This window comes from Hymenobacter cellulosilyticus (assembly GCF_022919215.1).
Taxonomy (GTDB): Bacteria; Bacteroidota; Bacteroidia; order Cytophagales; family Hymenobacteraceae; genus Hymenobacter; species Hymenobacter cellulosilyticus.
In genome coordinates this window covers 5067006-5088022 of sequence record NZ_CP095046.1, presented here as the reverse complement: position 1 = coordinate 5088022, position 21017 = coordinate 5067006, and the positions used below count along the sequence as shown (strand labels likewise).

The window sequence follows — 21017 nt, the reverse complement described above, 5'->3', positions numbered from 1 at the left end:
ACGCCATATTGCCTAGGCCTGTTTCCTACCCGTGCATGTATTCTTGCTTCCGCTGCCTGCGGACTCTTTTACTCTTATTCCTTCTTGTTGCCGGTAGCAGCCGCCCTGCCTTTGGGCAAAGCCCGGCCCTGGACAGTCTGCGCCGCCTGGCCGCCCAGCCCCAGCCCGATACGAGCCGGGTGCTGCTGTTTTGCGCCATCAGCGACCAGTACTGGGTGTTGCGCACCGATTCGGCCGAGGCCTATTCCCGCCGGGCTTTAGCTTTGGCCCGCCAAACCCGCTACGTGCACGGGGAAGGCGAGGCCCTGAACCGGCTGGGCGCGGCCCTGCGCGAGCGAAACCTGGCCCGGGCTCTGGAGTTATTTCAGGAGTCGCTGCAGCTGGCCGAAGCCCACCACGACCTGCGCCTGCAGGCCCAGAACCTACGCAGCATCGGCATTATCTACGTGTACCTGCGCGACCGGCAGCAGGGCCTATCGTACTATTTTCAGGCTCTGCGCATCGGGGAGAAGCTGCACGACGAGCGGCGCATGGTCATTGAGCTTAGCAACATTGGCCTGGCCTACGACCTCTACAATCAGGTGGACTCGGCTAGCTACTACCAGGAACGGGCCTACGCCCTGGCTCAGCGCCTACACTCGCCTACCAACTACATTCTCTACGGTCTGGGGCAGGTGGCCCGCAAGCGTGGGCAGCTAGCCCAGGCCCGCCGCTATTACCAGCGCAGCATCGTGGAATCGGCCGCCCTGGGGCACCAGCGCAGCAGCAACTTTGCCTACGTAGGCCTAGCCACGCTCTACCAGCAGCAGGGCCGCCTCGATTCCAGCATTTACTACGCCCGGCTGGGAAGTCAGGCCGCCCAGCGCAACGGCTTTCTGCGGGGCGTGCTCAACGCCAGTGCCTTGCTGACCCAGGACTTCAAAACCCGCGGCCCCGCCGACAGCGCCCTGAAGTATCAGACGTTGCTGCTGGCTATGAAAGACACGCTCTTTGGGCAGGAAAAGGTAATGCGCCTGCAAAACATCAACTACCAGGCCCGGCAGCGGGAGCAGAAAGCCGCCGCGGACCAGGCCGCCCTGGTGGCCCGGTACCGCACCTACGGGCTGATTGGGTTGCTGGCCGGGCTGCTGGTTCTGGTGGGGTTGCTGGTGCGGCACTACCGGGTGCAGCAGCGGGCCAATGCGGCGTTGCAGGCTTCTTTGGCCGAGCTCAAAACGGCGCAGTTTCAGCTGGTTCAGCGCGAGAAAATGGCCTTTCTGGGCGAGCTGACGGCCGGCGTGGCTCACGAGCTGCAAAACCCGCTGAGCTTCGTCAAGAAATTCGCCGAGGTCAGTACCGATTTGGTGGACGAAATCAACGGGGCCCAGCGCCTGGCCCGCGACGGTCAGCTGGAACGCGAAATTCTGGACGGGCTGAAGCAGAACATCATGAACATCAGCACCCACGGGCAGCGGGCTACAGCCATTATCAAGGGCATGCTGGAACACGCCCGTACCGGCAGCGCCCCGCGCGAGGCCACCGACCTGAACTCGCTCATCGAGGAAAACCTGCGCCTGGCGTACCAGGCCGCCCAGAACCAGCACCCCGGGTTTGAGGCTACGCTCACCCGCCAGCTCGCCCCGACCTTACCCGCCGTGGCCGTGGTAGCCCCCGACCTGGGCCGGGTCTTGCTCAACCTCTGCACCAACGCCTTATATGCTGTGCGTCAGCGGCAGGAGCAGGAGCCGTCAGGCCGGTACGCGCCGGCCGTGACGGTCAGCAGCCAGCAACTGGCCACGGCCGTCGAAATCCGCGTGGGTGACAACGGCGTGGGCATTTCGGCCGACGTTCGGGCCAAGATTTTTCAGCCCTTCTTTACGACCAAGCCCGTGGGCGAAGGTACCGGTCTGGGGCTGTCGTTAAGTCACGACATTATCAGCACGGGCCACGGCGGGCAGCTAAGCGTGGAGTCGCGGGAAGGGGAGGGTACCACCTTCATCATTACTTTGCCACTGACGACGGTTTAGTATAAAAAACGCTCGTCTGGAAAGCACAACGCCCGCCTGGTTCTAAGGCGGGCGTTGTTGTTATCATGCAGGCTGTAAGTTGTTGGTGTTAAACAGTATATACTTCATGATTGCTCCCTGAAAGAAGAGTCTCAATGCCCAGCTTTGAGCGTCGCCAGAGTTTAGGCCGGTCAACACGGGGTTGGCTCCAAAGCTTCCGCAGGCGTATACCATCGAACACCACCGCGGTGCCTTATCTGCTACTACGACTTTAAAACACCACGCGCTATGGACTATGTTCGCTTAGGGGCCTCGGGCCTCAAGGTTTCTAAAATTTGTCTCGGCACCATGACCTACGGGCGCCCCACCGAGCGGTGGCCCTGGGCTCTGGACGAGGAGCAGAGCCGCCCCTTTATTCAGAAAGCCCTGGAACTGGGTATCAACTTCTTCGACACGGCCGACGTGTACTCCAACGGGGCAGCGAGGAAGTAGTAGGCCGGGCCCTGCGCGACTTTGCCAAGCGCGACGAGGTGGTGCTAGCCACCAAAGTATATAACCCCATGGGGCCGGGTCCCAACCAGAAAGGCCTTTCGCGCAAGCACATCATGAGTGCCATTGACGCCAGCCTGCAGCGCCTGGGCACCGACTACGTGGATTTGTACCAGATTCACCGCTGGGACTACGACACGCCCATTGAGGAAACCCTGGAGGCCCTGCACGACGTGGTAAAGGCCGGCAAGGCCCGCTATATCGGCGCCTCGTCCATGTTTGCCTGGCAGTTTGCCCAGGCTCTGTACCTGGCCGACAAGCACAACTGGACCCGCTTTATCAGCATGCAGCCCCACTACAACCTGGTGTACCGGGAGGAAGAGCGCGAAATGCTGCCCTTGTGCGCCGACCAGAACATCGGCGTGATTCCCTGGTCGCCGCTGGCGCGGGGGCTGCTCACGGGGCAGCGCAGCAAGGAGCGCAACGAAACCGAGCGGGCCCGCACCGATGCCTTCGGCAAAAGCCTCTACGGCCGCGACGACGATTTCACGGTGGCCCACCGGGTGACCGAAGTTGCCCAGGCCCGGGGCTTGCCCAACGCCCAGGTGGCCCTGGCCTGGATGCTTTCCAAGCCCGTGATTACGGCCCCCATCGTGGGAGCCAGCAAGCCCGGCCACCTGGAAGACGCCGTAGCGGCCCTCAGCGTGCAGCTGTCGGCCGAGGAAATACAGCGGCTGGAGGAACCGTACCAGCCGCATCCGGTGCTGGGATTTTCGTAAGGGCAACATCCTTCCGGTTTAACTCACTTTCTAGCTATGAAAACCCTGCTTATCGTTTTGCTGCTCAGCGTGGCGGCATGTTCTCCGGTGCGGGTCGAATCGACCAGCCAGACGCCGGGCGTAGACTTTACGGCCTACAAGACCTACAACTTCATGGACGTAACGGCCCGCAACGAATCGGCTTTTAGCGGGGGCAGCGGCCTGAGCATCGACCACCTCAAGCAGGCCGTGGCCCGCGAAATGGAGCGCCGCGGCTACCAGCGCGCCGACTCTCCCGACCTGTGGGTGAACATTGGGGTGGTGAGTGAGCAAAAGACCCAGACCCGGGAAACCACCATTCGGGATGCGCCCCGCTATATCGGGCAGCGCCGCTACCGTTGGGAAAGCCAGCAGGTGCCAGTCCGGGAGTACACCGAGGGCACCGCTACGGTCGACGTGGTGGATGCGGCCCGCAACGAGCGAATCTGGCAGGGCGTAGCGGCCAGCGCTATCGGCAAGGACACCGGAAAGCTCGTCGAGCGTATCAATGAGGGCATTACGGCCATGTTCGCCGAATATCCGGTGCAGCCCCAGTAAGCGGGAAAATAGCCCCAACAGGTCACCAAACGCCCCGGAGCCTCGTACTACTGCTGGCGACGGCTACTCAGTGGCCTTCCCGCACCCTAAAGTATTTACCCGCTTTCAAGTAACTTCTGACGATGACCAAGAAAAAGAAATCCAACCGCGCGGTCCTGATCGGGACGTCTATTGCCGCCGTGGCCGGCGCGGCAGCTTACCTCAGTTATTCGCAGGGTAGCTGGCCCTTTAAGGGCCGTTCCGCCAGTTTGGGCAGCACTCCAGGCGCCCCCATCAGCAACTCCGGCCAGGGTGAGCCCCAGGTGGACGTGGCCCTGACCAACGAGGTGGCCAGCTACACCGAGCACAACCCCAACAATGCCGGCGACTTCACCGACGACGGCGCCACGGGCAACGCCGATTAGAAACCTTTTTGGGAAGGAAATTCGGCAGCTAAAAAAGCCCCCAATCTGGGCCAGGGCGAAAGACCCGGGCCGTAATGAACCGGCCTGAGTGGAGTTTTGTAGTATTGTAGGCAATTTCCATCCTACTTCGAATGACTACAAAGTTCCTAGCTACCCTGACATTGGCCACCGGTCTGCTGAGCAGCTGCGAAGACGATTCGGTGCAGCCCGATCTTATACCTGTTCCGCGGGAATCCTCTATCACCGTGGAGGTTTCTGAGAAAGGGGCCGCTCCTTACGCCTTGAAAGAGGCCCACGTGCTGACCTCTAACTACAAGTCTGCCGCCACCTCCTTGGTTATCAGCGGCAAGCTTAACAGTGGGCAGCTTGTCGAGTTGAACTTCAGTCGCACTCCTAGCAGCTCGGCTTCACCCAACTCAACCAATGAGCTGACCGCTCGCCTAGGCACCGAGTTGGGAACTGCCACGAGTGGCACTACCACTTACAATTCTCAAACAAAACTGGTTGATGGTTCCTTCTCGACTACCTTTTCAAGCACCGGTCAAATCACGGGCGTATTGAGAGGAGTCCCGGTACAATAAGCTGCTTTATCGATTCTGATAGCCGTAAAAAAGCCCCAACGCAGTTGTTGGGGCTTTTTTTATGTGCTTTTCACTCATCCATGCCACGACCAGTTGGCGGGGTGCTATCACAAACGATTACGGTAGTTTATTTGGGAAAAGGATCAATTTAAAGTGATTATGGCCAGTATTGGGCTTCTATATTTGGCAACAGCAAGTCTTCCTAATCCTGGCCGAAGTTCGGCACTTATTAGTGTCAGACGTCCTTTCGACCAGGGCTTGTATCTGCTTTTTCTCATCAGCTCTACCTAACCTCATCCCACCTCAGAAATGCCCGCCCGTCCTCATCTTGCGGCCGCGCCCCGCGCGCTGCTAGCCAGCTTGGCACTGCTTGGCGCCTGCCAAAGCAACCCGGCCCAAACCGACGAAACCACCGCCACAACCCCGGCCGCCACGGATGCCGCCGCTAAGCCCGATTCTACCGGTAAGAAATACCTGGCTCAGCCTTTGGTAAAAGACATCTACACGGCCGACCCCTCGGCCCACTTCTTCAACGGCCGGATCTACATTTACCCGTCGCACGACATTGAAACCGGCATGCCGGAGAATGACAACGGCGACCATTTCGCCATGCGCGACTACCACATTCTGTCCATGGACAGTGTTGGCGGCAAAGTCACCGACCACGGCGTAGCCCTCGATATAAAGGACATTCCCTGGGCGGGTCGTCAGCTTTGGGCCCCGGATGCGGCTTTCAAGAACGGTACCTACTATCTGTACTTCCCGGTAAAGGACAAGCAGGACATCTTCCGCATCGGGGTGGCTACCAGCAAGTCGCCTACGGGTCCGTTCAAGGCTGAGCCCAAGCCCATGGAAGGCAGCCTGAGCATCGACCCGGCCGTATTTACCGACACCGACGGGCAGACCTACATGTACATGGGTGGCATCTGGGGCGGTCAATTGCAGCGCTGGCGCACCGGTAAATACGACGGCAGCAAGCCCAAGGAGCAGGAGCCAGCAGCTAGTGAGCCTTCCGTGGGCCCACGCGTAGCCCGTCTCGGCGCCGATATGAAGCAGTTTGCCGAGCCCGTGCGGGAAGTCAAAATTCTGGACAAAGAAGGCAAGGTGCTGCTCTCGGGCGACAACAACCGTCGTTTCTTCGAAGGCGCCTGGATGCACAAGTACCAGGACAAGTACTACCTGACGTATTCCACCGGCGACACCCACTTCCTGGCTTACGCCACCGGCACGTCGCCCTACGGTCCGTTTACCTACCAGGGCACTTTCATGAACCCCGTACAGGGCTGGACGACCCACCACTCCATCGTGGAAGTGAAGGGCAAGTGGTACATTTTCTACCACGACACCCAGCTGTCGGACAAGACCTGGCTGCGCAACGTGAAAGTGACCGAGCTCAAGCGCGGCGCTGACGGCAGCTTGGCGCTGATTAACCCGTAAGCTTTGCTTCGTAGCACACCAAAAAGCCGCCTGAACATTGGTTTAGGCGGCTTTTTTTATGATGCAAAAAACGTGTCATGGCGAGCGAAGCGCGGCCATCCGTCCTCTGCGGAGGTAGTCCCGCTCTTTATTCAGAAAGCCCTTTCTCGTTGTTACGGGAAAGGGCTTTTTACTTACGGAAGCTCAGCACATTTCAGATGACGGATTGCCACGGCTACGCCTCGCAATGACGGAAAAAGAGTGCCGCCTGTTATTGCAAGGCTTTTCTACCGGCTATTGGTCTTGTCCAAAACCTGCTGCACATCTTTGGTCGAAACCTTCTGGCCGGTTTCGGCGGCGCGGTAGATAGCCTGGAGCAGCTGGATGTCGCGCAGACCCATTTCGCCGGGCACGCGAGTGGGCTTGTTGTTAAGGATGCAGTCGGCGAAGTCGTCCATCTGCCGGGCCTGCTGGGGCACGTTCTGAATGTTCATCGGGCCCTGGCTGGTGCGTCCCTCGATGCCGCCGTAGCCAAAGGCGGGCTGCAGCTCCAGAAAACCCTTGGCGGTTTCGGCCCGCAGGCGGCTGTTCATGTTTTCGGCGTAGGAAGTGCGGCAGTTGGCCACGGAGCCGTCGGCAAACTGCATCTGCCAGTTTACGCCCGCCTCTACTTCCTTGAACAAGCCTTTGGGGTCGGGGTTGGCCGCCAGCTTGGCCGTGACGGACACCGGAATTTCACCCTTGGTATAAATTACGCCCTGCAGGCAGTAAATGCCCATATCCATCAGTGGTCCGCCACCGGCCAGCTCCTTGTCCACGCGCCAGGGCGTGTCGTTGTTGAAGCGGAAGCCGTTGTCGGCCACCAGACTTTTGATGGGACCCAACTCCTGATTCTGGCCCAGACGCATCATTTCCTGGTGGTGGGGCTCAAAGTGCAGGCGGTAGCCGATGCTGAATTTCTTGCCGGCTTTCTGCATGGCCGAAATCATGCGGCGGCAGTCCTCGGCGGTGGGGGCCATGGGCTTTTCGCAGATAACGTGCTTGCCGGCCTTGGCGGCCCGCTCCACGTACTCGGCGTGCATAGCCACGGGCAGCACCACGTACACAATATCCACGTCGGGGTTGTCGACAATCCGGTCGAAGGTCTTGTAGTCGTAGACGCTCTTATCCGGGAGGCTATACTGCTTTTTCCACTGCGCAGCCTTGGCCGGCGTACCCGTCACGATGCCGGCCAGCTTGCAGAGCTTGGTTTGCTGCAAGGCCGGTGCCAGCTGGCCGGTGCTGTATTTGCCTAGCCCCACCAGGGCTACGCCCAGCTGCCGGCCGCTTTGCAGAGCTTCCAAGCTAGCCGGGCCGTAGCTTACTTCCTCCAGCCAGCTCAGGGGCCCGCCCAGGGCCGAGGAGCCAACCAGCGTAGCGCCCAGGCCCAGGGACAAGGTGCGGACAAACTCGCGGCGGGAAGCGGAGGATAAAGAATCAACGGGTTTCATAGCGCAGTAGCTTAGTACGCAGGTAAGTACCTCTCTAAGCAGCTGCGGGTTACGAAAAATACCGGGGCGGCCAGTTGTTTACCATTCCTGCTCCTGCTTCCGTCCCTACAAGTTTTGCACGTAAGCCGCCATTTTTTCCCGCGTAGCGGCATCAGGCAAGGGGCCGGTGGCGGCGGCCAGGTTATCGGTCAGGTGCTCGGGGCGGCTGGTGCCCGGAATAACGCAGGTGACGGCCGGGTGGGACAAAATGAACTTGAGCAGAAACCCGGCCCAGGTGCTGACACCCAGCTCGGCCGCCCAGGGCGGCAGCGGCCGACGGTACAGCTTTTCCAGTAGGACGCCCTCCGAAAAAGGCCGGTTAATCAGCGTGGCCACGCCCAGGTCGGCCGCGGCGGGCAGCAGGCGCTGCTCGGCGTGCCGGTCGAGGATGGAGTAGTTGAACTGCACAAAGTCGAACGACTCGCGCCGCATCACCCGCTCCAGCTCCTCGTGCCGAGAGTCGGTGTAGTGGGTGATGCCCAGGTAGCGCACTTTGCCGCTGGCTTTCCAGGCGCGCAGCAACGGCAGGTGGGTTTGCCAGTCGAGCAGGTTGTGAATCTGCATCAGGTCAACCCGTGGGCGGCCCAGCTTGCGCAGCGAATCCTGCATCTGCCGCCGCCCTGCTTCCCGGCCCTGGGTCCAGACTTTGGTCGCGTAAAAGAAGCTGTCCGGGTTGGGTAGCTGGGTGGTAATAGCGCCCACGACTTCCTCGGCCCGGCCATACATCGGCGAGGAATCAATGAGGGTGCCGCCCCGGCCCGGAGCGTTTCCAGGGTCTGAACGTGGCGGGACGGTGGGGGATTATCGGCCACGTCGAAGGTTTGCCAGGTGCCCAAACCCACGACGGGCAAGGCTTCCTGGGTAGAGGGAATCAGGCGGGTGAGCATGGCGGATTTGGTGGGGTAAGAGAATTACTGCTGGCGCAAGGCCCTGAGCAGCTCGGCCGCGTTGCGCTGGGCCCGGGTTTTCTCCTGGGCCGTGAGTGTAGGCTTGAGCAACAGGTCGAAGATAGGCTGCTGGGCGGCCGGCAAGCCCGCGCGCTTTACCTGCCGGTCCTGGGGCTTGAGCTTTTGCACCAGGGCCGTAGCTTCCCGCAGGGCCTGCTCGGGCGTGGGCCGGTTGGCGGCAACGGGCGTTTCGGCCGAGCCCCCATCCAGGTAGGTCAGCTCCAGAACGCAGCCTTTGTAGGTGTTGCCCTTCGGCGCTTCCTCCGACGGCCCCGAGGTAATGGACGTGCTGTCGGTGGCCAGGTACAGCCGGCGCCCGTCGGGCGAAAGGGCCACGTCGCGGTAGCGCACCGGCCCGCGGAAGTACATCAGCGTGTCGGACCCGATGCGGGCCCCGTTGTCGGTGAGCTTGAGGCGAATGAGCTTGCCCTTTTTCAGGGCCGGAATCAGTAGGGAGTTTTGCCAGCCGGGAATGGCAGCGGCCGTGTACACGGCCAGGCTGCTGGGTGCTTCCGAGTTCCAGGTGGGCTCGTTGGGGCTGTGGGCGCGGGTTCGGGTTAGCACGGTAGTCAGAAACTGGTTGCTCAGCGGGTAGAGCGAGTACAGCGGGTCGCGGTAGTTGGGCCCGATGGCAGCCGCATTGGCTTTTTCGCTCCCAATGGTAGGGTAAGTCGTATGCCAGCGGCCGGGCAGCTGCTCGTGGTCGGAAGCCCCGGCAGCCAGCCCATCGTAGTTGCCGTCGGCCAGGCCGATAACCAGCGGGTGCCCGTAGTTTTTTCCTTTTTCCAGCAGGTTAATCTCGTCGTCCGAATACGGCCCGTGCTCCGAGGAATACAGCCTCCCGACACCTCCCACCACGGCGTAGGCCAGTCCCTGCGGGTTACGGTGGCCGGTGGTCCAGACGGCGTTCTGCCGCTGCTGGTTGAAGGGGTTGTCGTTGGGAATCCACTGGTCGGCGGAGTTGAGGTCGGCGTCGGGTGCCAGGTTGAAGCGCAGCACCTTGCCCTCGTAGGCGGTAGGCTGCTGGGCGTGGTTGGGGCGGCCCCCATTGTCGAACTGCCCCGCGCCCAGGTCGCCGATTCCGTAAAACAAGTAGCTCTGGCTTCCGAACGGCGCTACCAGCAGGCGGCCCCCGTTGTGGTCGTTGCTGCCGGGTATCGTGTCGCACATGATTTCGGGGCGGTCCAGGGTCTGGGTTGTGGCATCGTACTGGTAGCGCACCAGCCGGGTCGTAAAGAAGTTGCCCCCGTACTTGGGCTTGCTGCCCTTGCCTGGCTGCTGGGCGCCGGCAAACCGGTAGAGGTAAGCCAGATACACGTAGGGCTGGCCGCTGAGCAGCTGGGGGTGTAGGGCCAGGCCCATCAGCCCGCCCTGGGGCCAGGGTTTGCCGCCGTCTTGCTGGTCCGGAATCTTGTCGTAGCGTGGAAACTGCCGCTCCTTGCTCAGGTCCAGCACCACCTGCCGGGCTCCGGTAGCGGGGTTGATGCGGCTCACGCGGTAGCCCCGGGCCTCGGTAACCCACAGGAAGTTGTCGGGGCCATACACCACGGCCCACGGGTCGCTGAGCTGCTGGGCCACCACGCGCTGGGCAAACCGTTCCCCGCGTGGGCCCGTCACAACCGTTTGGGCCGCCGCCGACAGATGAAGCAGAGCACCTAGGCTCCCAAGCAGCAAAAATCGTAACCGCATCAGCATAGAAATTGGGCCGGAATTATCCTTAGTATCAAGCTCAGTACTTACTGCCTGGCGCCGACTTATGTTATTCTTGACCTTGGCAAAAATGGCAGGGAGCCGGTGGTAGCCGGCTCCCTGGTGGTGCTTTTCTAGGCAAGTAATGGGCTATTCGTCTTCTGGAAACGTGCCCATGCCGCCGCTTTCGAAGTCGGCAATGGCCTGCACTAGCTCCTGGTTGGTGTTCATGACGAAGGGGCCGTAGGTGGCCAGCGGCTCCTCAATAGGCTCCCCGGCCAGCACCAGCAGCACCGTATCTTCGGTAGCCGTGAGCTGCAGGGCCGGCGAGTCCCAGCCGAACACGACGAGCTGCTTGGTCGTGGCCTCCCGGTTGTCGTGCAGCCGGACGCGGCCCCGCACCACGTAAATGCCCACGTTGAACTCGGCCGGCAGGCGCAGCTCGGTTTGGGCTCCGGCCGTCAGTTGCACGTCGAGCAGAGTGATGGGGGAGAAGGTTTCGGCCGGGCCCAGCACGTCGGCGTAGCTGCCGGCAATAACCCGGATCTGGCCCTGATTCTCGCCTACGGGCACGCTGGGAATAGCCTCGGCCCGGATGTTCTGGTAGCGGGGCGGGGCCATTTTGTCGCGCTTGGGCACGTTTACCCAGAGCTGCAGCAATTCCAGGGTGCCGCCCTGCCGGGCAAACTCCGCCTCGTGGCGCTCCTCGTGCAGCAGGCCCGCGCCGGCCGTCATCCACTGCACGTCGCCGGCGCCGAGCTTGCCGCTGTGGCCGGCCGTGTCGCGGTGAGCCAGGGCGCCTTCGTACACCACCGTCACGGTTTCGAAGCCGCGGTGCGGGTGGGGTGGGGTGCCCAGGGGCTGGTCGGTGGGGGCCACGGGCATAGGCCCGGTGTGGTCGAGGAGCAGGTAGGGGCTCAGCTGCCGGATGCGGGGCCCGGGCATGGGGCTGGTCACGTCGAAGCCGTCGCCGACCTGCTTTTTGTTGCCGTCAATGATTTGGAATATTCTGCGAAAGGTGGTTTCCATAGGGGAGTAGTACGCTGGTCAGGAAAGGCGGATACCAGCAATACGAAGAAACGGCCGGGGCGGAATGTTTTTCTGACAGCTCCCAAGGCCAAGAAGTTGTTTGAAAACCTCGCCCGGCAGGGCCGCAAGCTGAGCCGTTTGCAGAAGCTCGGGCGAATGACGAAGTTGCCGGCCCTCTGCTACGGCGGAGCCCTATTCACGACTTAATTCCGGTGTAATGAAATTCCTGCTAGCTGCCCTGCTACTGCTTTCTACTTCCCTGCACGCCCAGAGTGACCTCAAATTCGAGCACGGCTTGCCGGACAGCGAAGACAAATGGGTGGCCTTTCCGGCCGATAAGGACGGAAACTACAACTACGGCTTTGTGTACATCGACGCCCAGGCCGGCCCCACGCTGAACCACGAGGGCAAGTTTAAGATATCCAGTCAGGGCACCTTTATTCCCGAGAAGGCAAAGAACGCCATGGTCAAAATCCGGCTTCAGGCCAGCCCAGCGAAGGTGGCTTTTATTCCGGCGGCTAAGCTGGCCGAGCTGCGCCAGCCTGCTACTCCCGAGTGGCTCAGCGTCTATAAATCCGACACTACCTCGGCCAAGCACTTCTACCAATGGGGCTTTTTCTACAACGGCTGGGGCGCCTCCGATAAGGCCCTGACCTTTCTGAGCAAGGCCCAGGCCCTGGACCCCAACTACCAGGGCCTGGACCTGGAAATGGGCTACGCCTACAATGCCCTGGAGCAGTACGACAAGGCCATTTCGGCCCTCACTCGTGCCCTGACCACCTCCTCCGACCAGTGCTACCTCTACAAGGAGCTGTCCTTTGCCGAGATGCACGCCGGCCAGCTCGATAAGGCCGCCCAGACCTGCAAAAAGGGCCTGGCCGCCTGCTCCGACAATGCCATCAAAAGTGAAATAGCCTACAACCTGGCCTTCCAGTTCTTCGAGCGGCAAGACAAAGCCAACTACAAGTACTGGTCTGGCGAGGCCCGGAAGTGGGCCACTAAGGGGGACCAGATCAGCCAGGCCCTGCACCAGCTGGATGAAATCAGCCGGAAGTAAGGCCTGAGCTAAGCTCACTGCCGCCCTGGTCTACTCCGCTTGGGCGGCCCAATAAAAAAGCCGGAACCTGCTGCAAGCAGAAAGTCCCGGCTTTTTTATTGGTGTTCTACTGGTTTTTCAACCAGCGGCTAGCCCTATTGAACCACAACCTGGGCCCGGCTCAGGCCGGCTTCCAGTAGGTACACGCCGGGAGCCAGGCCGTCGGTGGCAACGGCTGCTTCCTGCCGACCGGCTGCAATGCTGGTCTGACGCACAGTTTGGCCCAGCGCGTTGCGCAGGGTAACAGGCTGTGGGCTGGTAGCGGGTGAGGCCAGGCGCAGCGTGGCGGCAGTGCCCGCGGCTACAGGGTTAGGATACAGGGCCAGGGGCTGGGTGCCTGCGGCCTGCCGCACGCCCAGCGTAGCGCCGGCATTGGTCAGCTTGGCCACAAACATGTCACGGTAAGAGCCCACTACCGTGCTCGACCCGAAGGGAATGGTGCTGGCGAAGACGTTGCCGCTAACCAGCAGGTTGCCGGCTTGGTCGAGGGCCAGGGAGTTGAACGTGTACTGGGGGTTGCCGTTTGGAGAGGTAGCGGTAGGCCCCTTGATGGCGTACTGCCACGTGCCGTTGGTATTGAAACGGGCCACGAAGGCACCCCGATCCGTGAAGCTCAAGGCCCGGGTGCCAAACGAATAGGCATAGGCCGTTCCCGTCTGACCTTCGGCGGAGCCAATGAGCACTGGGTTGCCCTGGGCATCGACTGCCATATTGTTGCCGCCCGCAAAACGGCCGCCGTTCGAGCTGGTGACTGCGCCGGCCAAGTTCCACTGTCCGGTGGTTGAAATGCGGCCTACAAACCCGATGGTGTTGGCCGGCAGCGTAAGGCTGCCGATCTGCCCTCCGGCGTTGTCATCGTTCATGACCCACACGTTGCCGTTGGAATCGTACTCAATATCGGCCAGGTCCAGGGAAGACGATGAACCGGAAGACTGGGCCACCCACTGCCACTGCCCGGCGGGGCTCAACTGGGCCACCACCATTTTGTCGATGCTGCTGGCATTGATGGTGGTGCTGCCCAGGGTGACCGAGCCGGCTTGCACCCCTACGGATACCGCTACCTGGCCCTGGGAGCCGATGGCAATATCTTCGCCGGTCACGTCGCCGTTGCCTACGGTGCGGACGCCCAGCGCGCTGGTCCACTGGCCAGCCTGGCTGAGGCGAGCCACGAACAGGGCGTCATCGTCGAGAACGGCGGGAGCGGGCAGCGTGGTGCTGCCAAAAGCAACGCTGCCGCCGCTGTAGGAGCCGGCTAACACCAGCTCCCCATTGACCGGGTTCAGGACCATGCCCGAGCTGCTCGCTCCGTTGACGGCCGTTATCCAGATGCACTGACCGCTGCTGTTGAGGCGGGCCACAAACATGCGCTCCTCCTGCGTATTCGGCGTCAGGTTGAGGGTGACGGTGCCGATGCGAATGGAGGTGGCCTTATCATCTACCGGGCCTTCAATGAAGATGTCGCCGGCGGGGGTTACCACGATGTCGCCCATGAATATGGCGGGGTTGTCGGTGGGGTCGTTGGCGTTCTGGACGGAAATGAGCGTAGCCCACTGCCACTGCCCGGCCGCGTTCAGCTTGGCTACGGCCGCGCTGGTGCTGGTCGCGGTGGAGCTGAGGGTGGTGCTGCCAAAGTTGCGCACCGAGGCCGCGCCGTTGCGTGGCTGCAGGCCCACACCTACGTAGCTGTTGCCGGCCGCGTCGGTCACGATTTCCCGGGCCCGGGCTTCGCTTTCGTTGGTAGGGGTGGGGTTAACAGTTTGGGCGGCCCACTGCCAGGTAGGCGTTTGGGCGTGGGCGGCCGATAGGCCCAGGGTGCAGGCAAGGCCCAGCGAGAGTAAAGAGTTGCGCATAGAAGTGGTTAAAAAGGCAGAACAAGTAAGGGGCAAAGTTCCGGGCCGGGCCGGGGGAGCGCAATACCCACTTCTAGGTATTTTGGGCCGCCCACGATGAGCTGAAGGTGCGCTTTGCCAACCAGGGCCGAAAAGCCACTTCAGGCCCCAAGCCGAGCAACTGAGGCCAACCCGCACCGGCCGCACGGCCCCACCTGGTACATGCTGGGTGGGGCCGTGTTGGTGTGAAAGCCACCGCCGCTGCTTCGGAGGCCACGTCGGTACCTACGAAAGCTCCTGTGGACCCTGCGGAAGGTAGTGGGGTAGCTTCGGAAGGTACCCGGGCGGGTTCCGAGGCCCGGTAGGCAGGTTTGAAAGCCTCTTGGGTAGCTTCCGAAGCTACCCGGGTGAGCTGGGAAAGGAGGCGAGTGGGCTCGGAACCTGTCGGGTCAAAGCGGGTAAGGGGAAGTTGCCGCCGTTGTGTTTCTTTGCCGGTATGCTCATCCTATTCCTGCTGATTCCGCTGACGGCCATTCTGCTGCTGCTCTGGCTGGTTACCCAGAAGAACATCTTCGGTAAGCTGATGGGCCTGCTGTGGGCTATTCCCCTGGCCCTGGCGCCCGTTGCCCTGCTGGTGCGGTTTCTGACCGACAAGCAGGAAACCGAACGGGCGGATATCTACGGCGACTATGTCATTGACCGCAGCAAGTTCGCGGGCAAGCAGGCCGACTGGCAGTACAATCATTACCGCTTTACCATCACCCCGCACAACGAGTTGATCTTTCACGAAACCCGGGGCAGAACACCTTCAGAACCCACCGCGTCCCGGTTTCTTTTCTGCCCGCCTACCAGATTCCTCGCCTGGTTTTATCCGACGGACCGCCCCGCCATCATATCCTGAGACACAACCCCACGCTCTACCGCACCACCTGGGGGTTCTACTATGTGTTTTATTCCCCCAAGTTTGGCAATGTCTTCTTCGCCAAAAGTCATTGGAAACCAGTCTATTAGCCGGGCCAGTTTGCCGAATCTGCTGGTCACGGAGTTACTAAGCCAGAAATAAAGGATGCCGTATTACAAGTGGTATTGGGACGAAACGACGGGGACTATTCCAACTAATAGCTGGGGCACCTCCTGGCATTACTACGAAACTGATGGTGCCGGAACGGTCGTCCGGCAGGTGGAAGTCTTTGCCAATGGCCAGGCGCTCAAATACGATGCGGAATACGACGAGGATAGGTATGGCGGCTTGGCGGAAGCGCCCATTACGGCCGCGGACGTGGAGGAATTTGGGCTGATTAGCATCGACGGCAGGGAGTTCGGGCAGGTGTGGGTGAGTACTTCGTATGACCGGTATCCGGAAATAGTCGTCACCACGGATTGCCTGTGGGGCCAGCCCCGGCTCGATGGGCGCCGGCTGGCCGTGGGAGATATTGTCTGCCTGGTCGACAGGTACCAGAGCCTGTCCGAAACCTTAGCCGACTTTGAGCTTTCCTTGCAGCAGATCAAACAGGCGCTGCGCTACTGCCGCACCCTGCAGTGCGTGCAAGACTTGCCATTGCGGTTTTGTCACAACTGCACCTTGCGCGTCCGCCAGGATGATGTATCCGACGGGGAGGAAGAGGACAACTGGGTGCGGGCCGAGCGGTTGTACCAGCAATATTTTGCATGAGTCCCGGTATATCTAACAAGCTATATTCTACGCTTCATCCCCCTGATCCGACACTTCGGTAACCTTTAGTTTCAGCCGGGCCGGCGGCCGCTCACCTTTGAGCATCACTTCGCCGCTACCCCGATGAAACGTCTGCTACCCCTGTTCCTGCTGCTGCTGACCCTGGCCTTTGCCACGCAGGCCCAAACTACAACCACGCTTACCGGCACCGTGCGCGACGCCAGCGGCCAGCCACTGCCCGGCGCCAACGTGTTCCTGAAAACCACCTTCGACGGGGCCAGCACCGACACGCTGGGCCGCTTCCGGTTCAGCACCCGCAGCACCGGTACCCTGCCCCTGGTCGTTACCCTGCTCGGCTACCAGCTGCAGGAGCAGCCCGTAGCCCTGACCGGCACCGCTCAGCGCTTTACTATTACCCTCAAAGCCGTGCGCAACCAGCTCGGCGACGTAGTCATCACCTCGGGCACCTTCGAGGCCAGCGACACTAAGCGCAACACCACTTTTTCGTCCCGGGACGTGGTAACCACCGCCGGCGCTTCGGCCGACGTGGCCGGGGCCCTGAACACCATGCCCGGCACCACCCGCAACGGGGAAGAAGGCAAGCTATTCGTGCGTGGCGGAGCAGCCGGCGAAACCCGGCAGTATCTGGATGGGGTGCCCCTGCAAAGTCCCTACAACGCGGCCGTGTCGGGCATGCCGGCCCGGGGGCGCTTCTCGCCCATGCTCTTCAAGGGCATGGCCTTCAGCACCGGCGGCTACTCGGCCGAGTACGGGCAGGCCCTGTCGGCGGTGGTGGCCCTGACTTCGGAAGATCTGGCTCCCGAAACCCAGACCGGCATTTCCCTGCTCTCGTTGGGCAGCCTGAGCCTGTCGCACCAGCACCGCTTCGAGCGGGCCTCGGTGGCCGTCACCGCCGACTACATGAACATGCGGCCCTACTTCGGGCTGGTGCCCCAGCAAATGCTGACGGCCTATGAGTCGGGCGGCGGCTCGGTAGCCTTGCGGCAGAAAACCGGCGAGCTGGGCATGCTCAAAGTGTACGGGGCCTACACCCAACAGCGCATCGGGGCCCGGCAGCCCAACGCCGAGTGGGAAGGCGGCCAGCCCGTGAATTTGAGCTCCAACAACACCTACCTGAACACCACCTTCCGCAGTCCGCTGGTGCGGGGCTGGTCGGTGCAAACCGGGGTGGCCGCCACCCGCGACAATCAGACCTCCAGCGTCACCACCCGCGACGCCGCCGCGCAGCAAGACCGGGAGCAGAGCATGCAGGAGCTGGAGCAAAGCTTAGTGGGCCGCCTGATGCTGACCAACGACTCGGCCAGCGCCTACTGGAACCTGAAAGTGGGTCTGGAAGGGTTGGTGCAGCGCAACGAGCAACGCTTCGTGGCCGAGCCCTATCACAAAACCCTGGGCCAAAGTGAGCAGCGCCTGGCCGGCTTTGCCGAGTCGGATATTGCCTTCAGCAACCAGCTGGTGGGCCGGGTAGGCGGCCGGGCCGAGTACTCGGCCGTGCTGGGCCGCTGGAACGCTGCGCCCCGCCTGGCACTGGCCTACCAGCTCAATGAGAGAAGCCAGCTTTCGGGCGCCTGGGGCTACTTTTTTCAGAACCCCGGCACCGATTTGCTCCTGCGCGTGGACAGCCCCGAGCGGCTGCGCTTCGAGCGGGCCCAGCACCTGCAGCTTACCTACCTGCGCACCCACGACAACCGCACCCTGCGCCTGGAAGCCTACTCCAAAACCTACGCCCACCTCGTGCGCTTCGACCTGCAGGGCGTGTACAACCCCCAGCAAGTACTTGCCGCCGACCCGGCCAGCTACCGGAGCACCGGCACCGGCTACGCCCGCGGCCTGGACCTGCTGTGGCGCGACAAAAAGACCGTGAAGAATGCGGATTACTGGGTAAGCTACGGCTTTATCGACACCCGCCGGCAGCAGCGCTTCGACCCGGTGCTGGCCGTGCCGACCTTCGCCGCCCGCCACAACCTGAACCTGGTGGGCAAGTACTGGGTGGGCAAGATGCACACCCAGTTTGGGGCCACCTACACCTACAACAGCCCCCGCGTTTACTACAACCCCAACCGCCTGAGCGGCTACAACCAGGACCGCCTACCCAGCTTCCAGGACCTGAGCCTGAACGCCAGCTACCTGACCAAGCTCTGGAACAACTTCACCATCGTGCACGTGAGCTGCACCAACGTGCTGGGCCGCCAGAATGTGTACGGCTACCGCTACAGCACCACTAAGGATGCCAGCGGACAGTACGCCAGCACCGCCGTGCTGCCCTCGGCCCCCGCATGCTCTTCGTGGCCCTGCTGATTTCGATTAACAAGAAAAATCCGGCCGATACCAACGTGGCCCCCGACTAGCTGAGCCCGCCCCGCCGACGCTTCATCCGCCTGATCTGACGCTTCGGTAACCTTTCGTTTGAGCCCAGGCTGCTGCCGGCCACCTTTGGAATATACTTTTTCACTTACTCCGAAACCTTTCATCCTTAACGCTTCTCGCCATGAATCCTCCCTTGCTCATCCTCGCCCTGGTCGCCGCTTCTTTCTCCGCCGCGGCCCAGCAGCCCGCCCTCAAAGCCGCTGCCGCCACTACCGCCACTGCGGCCCCGGCCGGCTATACCGACATGATGGCCGCCACCATCACGGAGCTGAACAGCACCGGCGACCCGGCCCAGCTCCAGCAAATCGTCAGCAAGTTTGAGCGGGCCGCCGCCGCCATGCCCACCGACTGGCTGCCCCAGTACTACCAGGCTTATGGCCGCATGCTGATCAGCTTCCAGGGCAAAGACAAAGAGGAAGTGAAAGACAAGTACCTCGATCAGGCCGAAGCCTCCCTGGCCCAGGCCCGCAAGCTGGGCGGGGAAGAGTCGGAGCTGCTGGTGCTGCAGGCCTACATTCACCAGGCCCGGCTGGGAATCTCGCCCATGGCCCGCTCCATGAAGTACTCGGGCTTGGTGCGGGAAGCGCTGGAGCAGGCCAAAAAGGCCAATCCGGCCAACCCCCGCATCTATCTGGTGGAAGGTAACAACCTCTACTTCACGCCCAAGATGTTCGGCGGCGGGCCCGACGTGGCCAAGCCCGTGTTTGAGCAGGCCCTGGCCCGTTACGCGGCCTTCAAGCCCGCCACGCCTTTGATGCCCACCTGGGGCGAGCGGCAGGTGCAAAGTCGCCTAAAATCCTACGCCGCCCAGCCCGCCGCTGCTCCCGCGCCGGCCGCCAAGTAAAGTTTGTTGATCCTCCCAAATGATGCCCCGCCTAGCTAAGCAGCTGTCAGACGGGGCATCGTGTTTTCCGGCTCATTAGGTCCATTTTCTTTGCTTCGCCGCCAGCCTCTATCTTGCCATGCTTTCCTTGCCTTTTTCGTTTCCTGCCGCTTCACGTATGTCTGACCGTGCCCCACTTTGCCGCCGCTACGGGCCAAGCGCTCCTGGCAGCGGTTGCTGCTGAGCCTGCTGGCCGTGTCGGTTACTATCAGCTTTTTCACCTGCCTGAGTTGCCTGGATAACCCGCGCAGGCTGCTGGTAAACTTCGGGTTCACGTCCATTTACACGGTGGGGCTGTGGCTAACCAATGGCTATGCCGTCGACTGGCTCGACAAATACGTGGGCTGGAAACAAGCGCCTGGCAGGCGGCTGTTGTACACGCTGCTGGTGTCGCTGGGCGGCTCATTTGTGGTGATTGTACTGGTCCAGGCGTTAATTGTGCTCTACGAGCACGACAGCCTGAGTGAGCTATGGTCGCCGCGGCGGGCTGGGTCTTACTTCTTTCCACTGGCTACCACGGCCATGATTTCGCTGTTTCTGCACAGCCGCTCATTTTTGCTGGGCTGGCGCGAGGCCCTGCTGCGCAACGAGCGGCTGCAGAAGGAAATGGCCCAGGCCGAGGCCGAGTCGCTGCGCCAACAGCTCGACCCGCACTTTATGTTCAACGCCCTGAACGCCCTGACTTCGCTCGTAGAAGAGGAACCCAAGCTGGCCGTGCGCTTTATCCGCCAACTCTCGCAAGTGTACCGCTACGTGCTCGATGCCCGGCAGCGGGAGGTGGTACCCCTGGCCGACGAGCTGGAATTCGCCAAATCCTACCTGTTTCTGCAGAATATCCGCTACGGCGCGGCTTTGCACGTGGAGCTGCCTAGGCCACAAGAGGTGCCGGCCAACGTGGTGGTGCCGCCGCTGAGCTTGCAGCTGCTGCTCGAAAATGCCCTCAAGCACAACGCGGCCAGCGTGAGCCAGCCCCTGCACCTGCGCATAGCCCTGGACTGCGCCGGCAAGTGCCTGACGGTAAGTAACACGCTGCGCCCCGCCGCCTGGCCCCCGGCGAATCCCTTGGCATTGGGTTACCCAACCTGACGGCCCGCTACGCCCACCTTACCGCCGAGCCCGTGCGCGTGGAGCGCACCAAAGCAGAGTTCATCGTGACGCTGCCGGTGTTGAGCTTGATGTGAGTATTAACGTGCTAGGGGCTACTTTTCCTCTAGATAAAGCAGGTACTCTTGTTTTGCTTTCCTGATAGTTGTGGGAACGAGAACCGAGGAATAGACGAGTATATTTGACCGAATATTCCAAATATCAGATACTATGAAGCGTTGGATTGGACGGACCCTGCTAGGCATCGGGCTGCTGCATACGGTATTTGCAATAGTGGTTTTTAGCCCGATTTGGGCGGCGCTTGTTCGGGAAGGCCTGTTGAATACCGTAAACCAGCAGCCTCTGCGCGAAGCCGCTTACTGGTTTCTGTTCTTTGGGTTTGTGGTCTTGCTGTTGGGCGCCTTGATTGACTGGTGCGAGGCACAGGGAAGCCGGCTGCCAGTGTTTTTAGGCTGGGGGCTGTTGGCCATGACCATAGTCGGGGTGGTCGTGATGCCCGTCAGCGGCATGTGGCTAGCTCTTATTCCCGCTATCGGCCTTATCCGCCAGCAGGCGGCACCGGCACTGAAAGAATTAGCCTAAGCGTTTGAGTGCTGGCGCTGAGGCAGTTCACCACTTGCC

At 61.6% G+C, this 21017-nt stretch carries 16 protein-coding genes and 2 pseudogenes; 13 read left to right on the top strand and 5 right to left on the bottom strand.

The window, feature by feature from the left end; genetic code table 11:
* Nucleotides 1-35 precede the first annotated feature (35 nt).
* The 6 genes and pseudogenes from MUN79_RS24995 to MUN79_RS24970 all read left to right on the top strand — a co-directional run bounded on the left by MUN79_RS24995 (nt 36) and on the right by MUN79_RS24970 (nt 6251).
* Nucleotides 36-2006 (top strand): tetratricopeptide repeat-containing sensor histidine kinase, encoded by a 1971-nt coding sequence (locus MUN79_RS24995; RefSeq protein WP_244675222.1) that lies wholly within the window; start codon nt 36-38, stop codon nt 2004-2006.
* Between the two features lie 267 nt (nt 2007-2273).
* Nucleotides 2274-3253, top strand: a pseudogene (locus MUN79_RS24990) (aldo/keto reductase).
* Nucleotides 3254-3289: 36 nt separating this feature from the next.
* Nucleotides 3290-3829, top strand: coding sequence for a DUF4136 domain-containing protein (locus MUN79_RS24985; RefSeq protein ID WP_244675221.1), 540 nt, complete (start codon nt 3290-3292; stop codon nt 3827-3829).
* Nucleotides 3830-3951: 122 nt separating this feature from the next.
* Nucleotides 3952-4233, top strand: coding sequence for a hypothetical protein (locus MUN79_RS24980; protein ID WP_244675220.1), 282 nt, complete (start codon nt 3952-3954; stop codon nt 4231-4233).
* Between the two features lie 131 nt (nt 4234-4364).
* On the top strand, nt 4365-4814 hold the full coding sequence (locus MUN79_RS24975; protein WP_244675219.1) for a hypothetical protein: 450 nt from the start codon (nt 4365-4367) through the stop codon (nt 4812-4814).
* 309 nt (nt 4815-5123) lie between these two features.
* The gene (locus MUN79_RS24970; RefSeq protein WP_244675218.1) at nt 5124-6251 is read left to right on the top strand and encodes a glycoside hydrolase family 43 protein; all 1128 of its coding nucleotides are present in this window, start codon (nt 5124-5126) and stop codon (nt 6249-6251) included.
* A gap of 266 nt (nt 6252-6517) precedes the next feature.
* Here the strand turns inward: MUN79_RS24970 and MUN79_RS24965 are convergent, their stop codons facing one another.
* The 4 genes and pseudogenes from MUN79_RS24965 to MUN79_RS24950 all read right to left on the bottom strand — a co-directional run bounded on the left by MUN79_RS24965 (nt 6518) and on the right by MUN79_RS24950 (nt 11424).
* Nucleotides 6518-7720 (bottom strand): Gfo/Idh/MocA family protein, encoded by a 1203-nt coding sequence (locus tag MUN79_RS24965; protein ID WP_244675217.1) that lies wholly within the window; start codon nt 7718-7720, stop codon nt 6518-6520.
* 105 nt (nt 7721-7825) lie between these two features.
* A pseudogene (locus MUN79_RS24960) lies at nt 7826-8509 on the bottom strand (aldo/keto reductase); the annotation flags it as partial.
* Between the two features lie 161 nt (nt 8510-8670).
* Nucleotides 8671-10395 (bottom strand): PQQ-dependent sugar dehydrogenase, encoded by a 1725-nt coding sequence (locus MUN79_RS24955; protein WP_244675215.1) that lies wholly within the window; start codon nt 10393-10395, stop codon nt 8671-8673.
* Nucleotides 10396-10545: 150 nt separating this feature from the next.
* A complete protein-coding gene (locus MUN79_RS24950) occupies nt 10546-11424 on the bottom strand; it encodes a pirin family protein (RefSeq protein ID WP_244675214.1) in 879 nt (292 codons plus the stop codon).
* A 217-nt stretch (nt 11425-11641) separates the two neighbouring features.
* Here MUN79_RS24950 and MUN79_RS24945 point away from each other — a divergent pair, with 217 nt between their 5' ends.
* Nucleotides 11642-12481 carry a hypothetical protein gene (locus MUN79_RS24945; RefSeq protein ID WP_244675213.1) on the top strand — a complete coding sequence of 280 codons (840 nt, stop codon included), beginning with the start codon at nt 11642-11644 and terminating at the stop codon, nt 12479-12481.
* Nucleotides 12482-12615: 134 nt separating this feature from the next.
* Here MUN79_RS24945 and MUN79_RS24940 read toward each other — a convergent pair whose 3' ends face one another.
* A complete protein-coding gene (locus MUN79_RS24940) occupies nt 12616-14370 on the bottom strand; it encodes a T9SS type A sorting domain-containing protein (protein ID WP_244675212.1) in 1755 nt (584 codons plus the stop codon).
* Nucleotides 14371-14845: 475 nt separating this feature from the next.
* On the opposite strand from MUN79_RS24940, the gene MUN79_RS24935 reads away from it, so the two are divergent.
* The 6 genes from MUN79_RS24935 to MUN79_RS24910 all read left to right on the top strand — a co-directional run bounded on the left by MUN79_RS24935 (nt 14846) and on the right by MUN79_RS24910 (nt 20978).
* Nucleotides 14846-15250, top strand: coding sequence for a hypothetical protein (locus tag MUN79_RS24935; protein ID WP_244675211.1), 405 nt, complete (start codon nt 14846-14848; stop codon nt 15248-15250).
* A gap of 165 nt (nt 15251-15415) precedes the next feature.
* A complete protein-coding gene (locus MUN79_RS24930) occupies nt 15416-16021 on the top strand; it encodes a DUF433 domain-containing protein (RefSeq protein ID WP_244675210.1) in 606 nt (201 codons plus the stop codon).
* A gap of 123 nt (nt 16022-16144) precedes the next feature.
* A complete protein-coding gene (locus tag MUN79_RS24925) occupies nt 16145-18340 on the top strand; it encodes a TonB-dependent receptor (protein WP_244675209.1) in 2196 nt (731 codons plus the stop codon).
* 190 nt (nt 18341-18530) lie between these two features.
* Nucleotides 18531-19253 (top strand): hypothetical protein, encoded by a 723-nt coding sequence (locus MUN79_RS24920; RefSeq protein ID WP_244675208.1) that lies wholly within the window; start codon nt 18531-18533, stop codon nt 19251-19253.
* Between the two features lie 177 nt (nt 19254-19430).
* A complete protein-coding gene (locus MUN79_RS24915; protein ID WP_244675207.1) occupies nt 19431-20378 on the top strand; it encodes a sensor histidine kinase in 948 nt (315 codons plus the stop codon).
* 228 nt (nt 20379-20606) lie between these two features.
* Entirely contained in the window at nt 20607-20978 is a 372-nt protein-coding gene (locus MUN79_RS24910; protein ID WP_244675206.1) for a DUF6463 family protein, read from the top strand.
* Nucleotides 20979-21017: the final 39 nt, after the last annotated feature.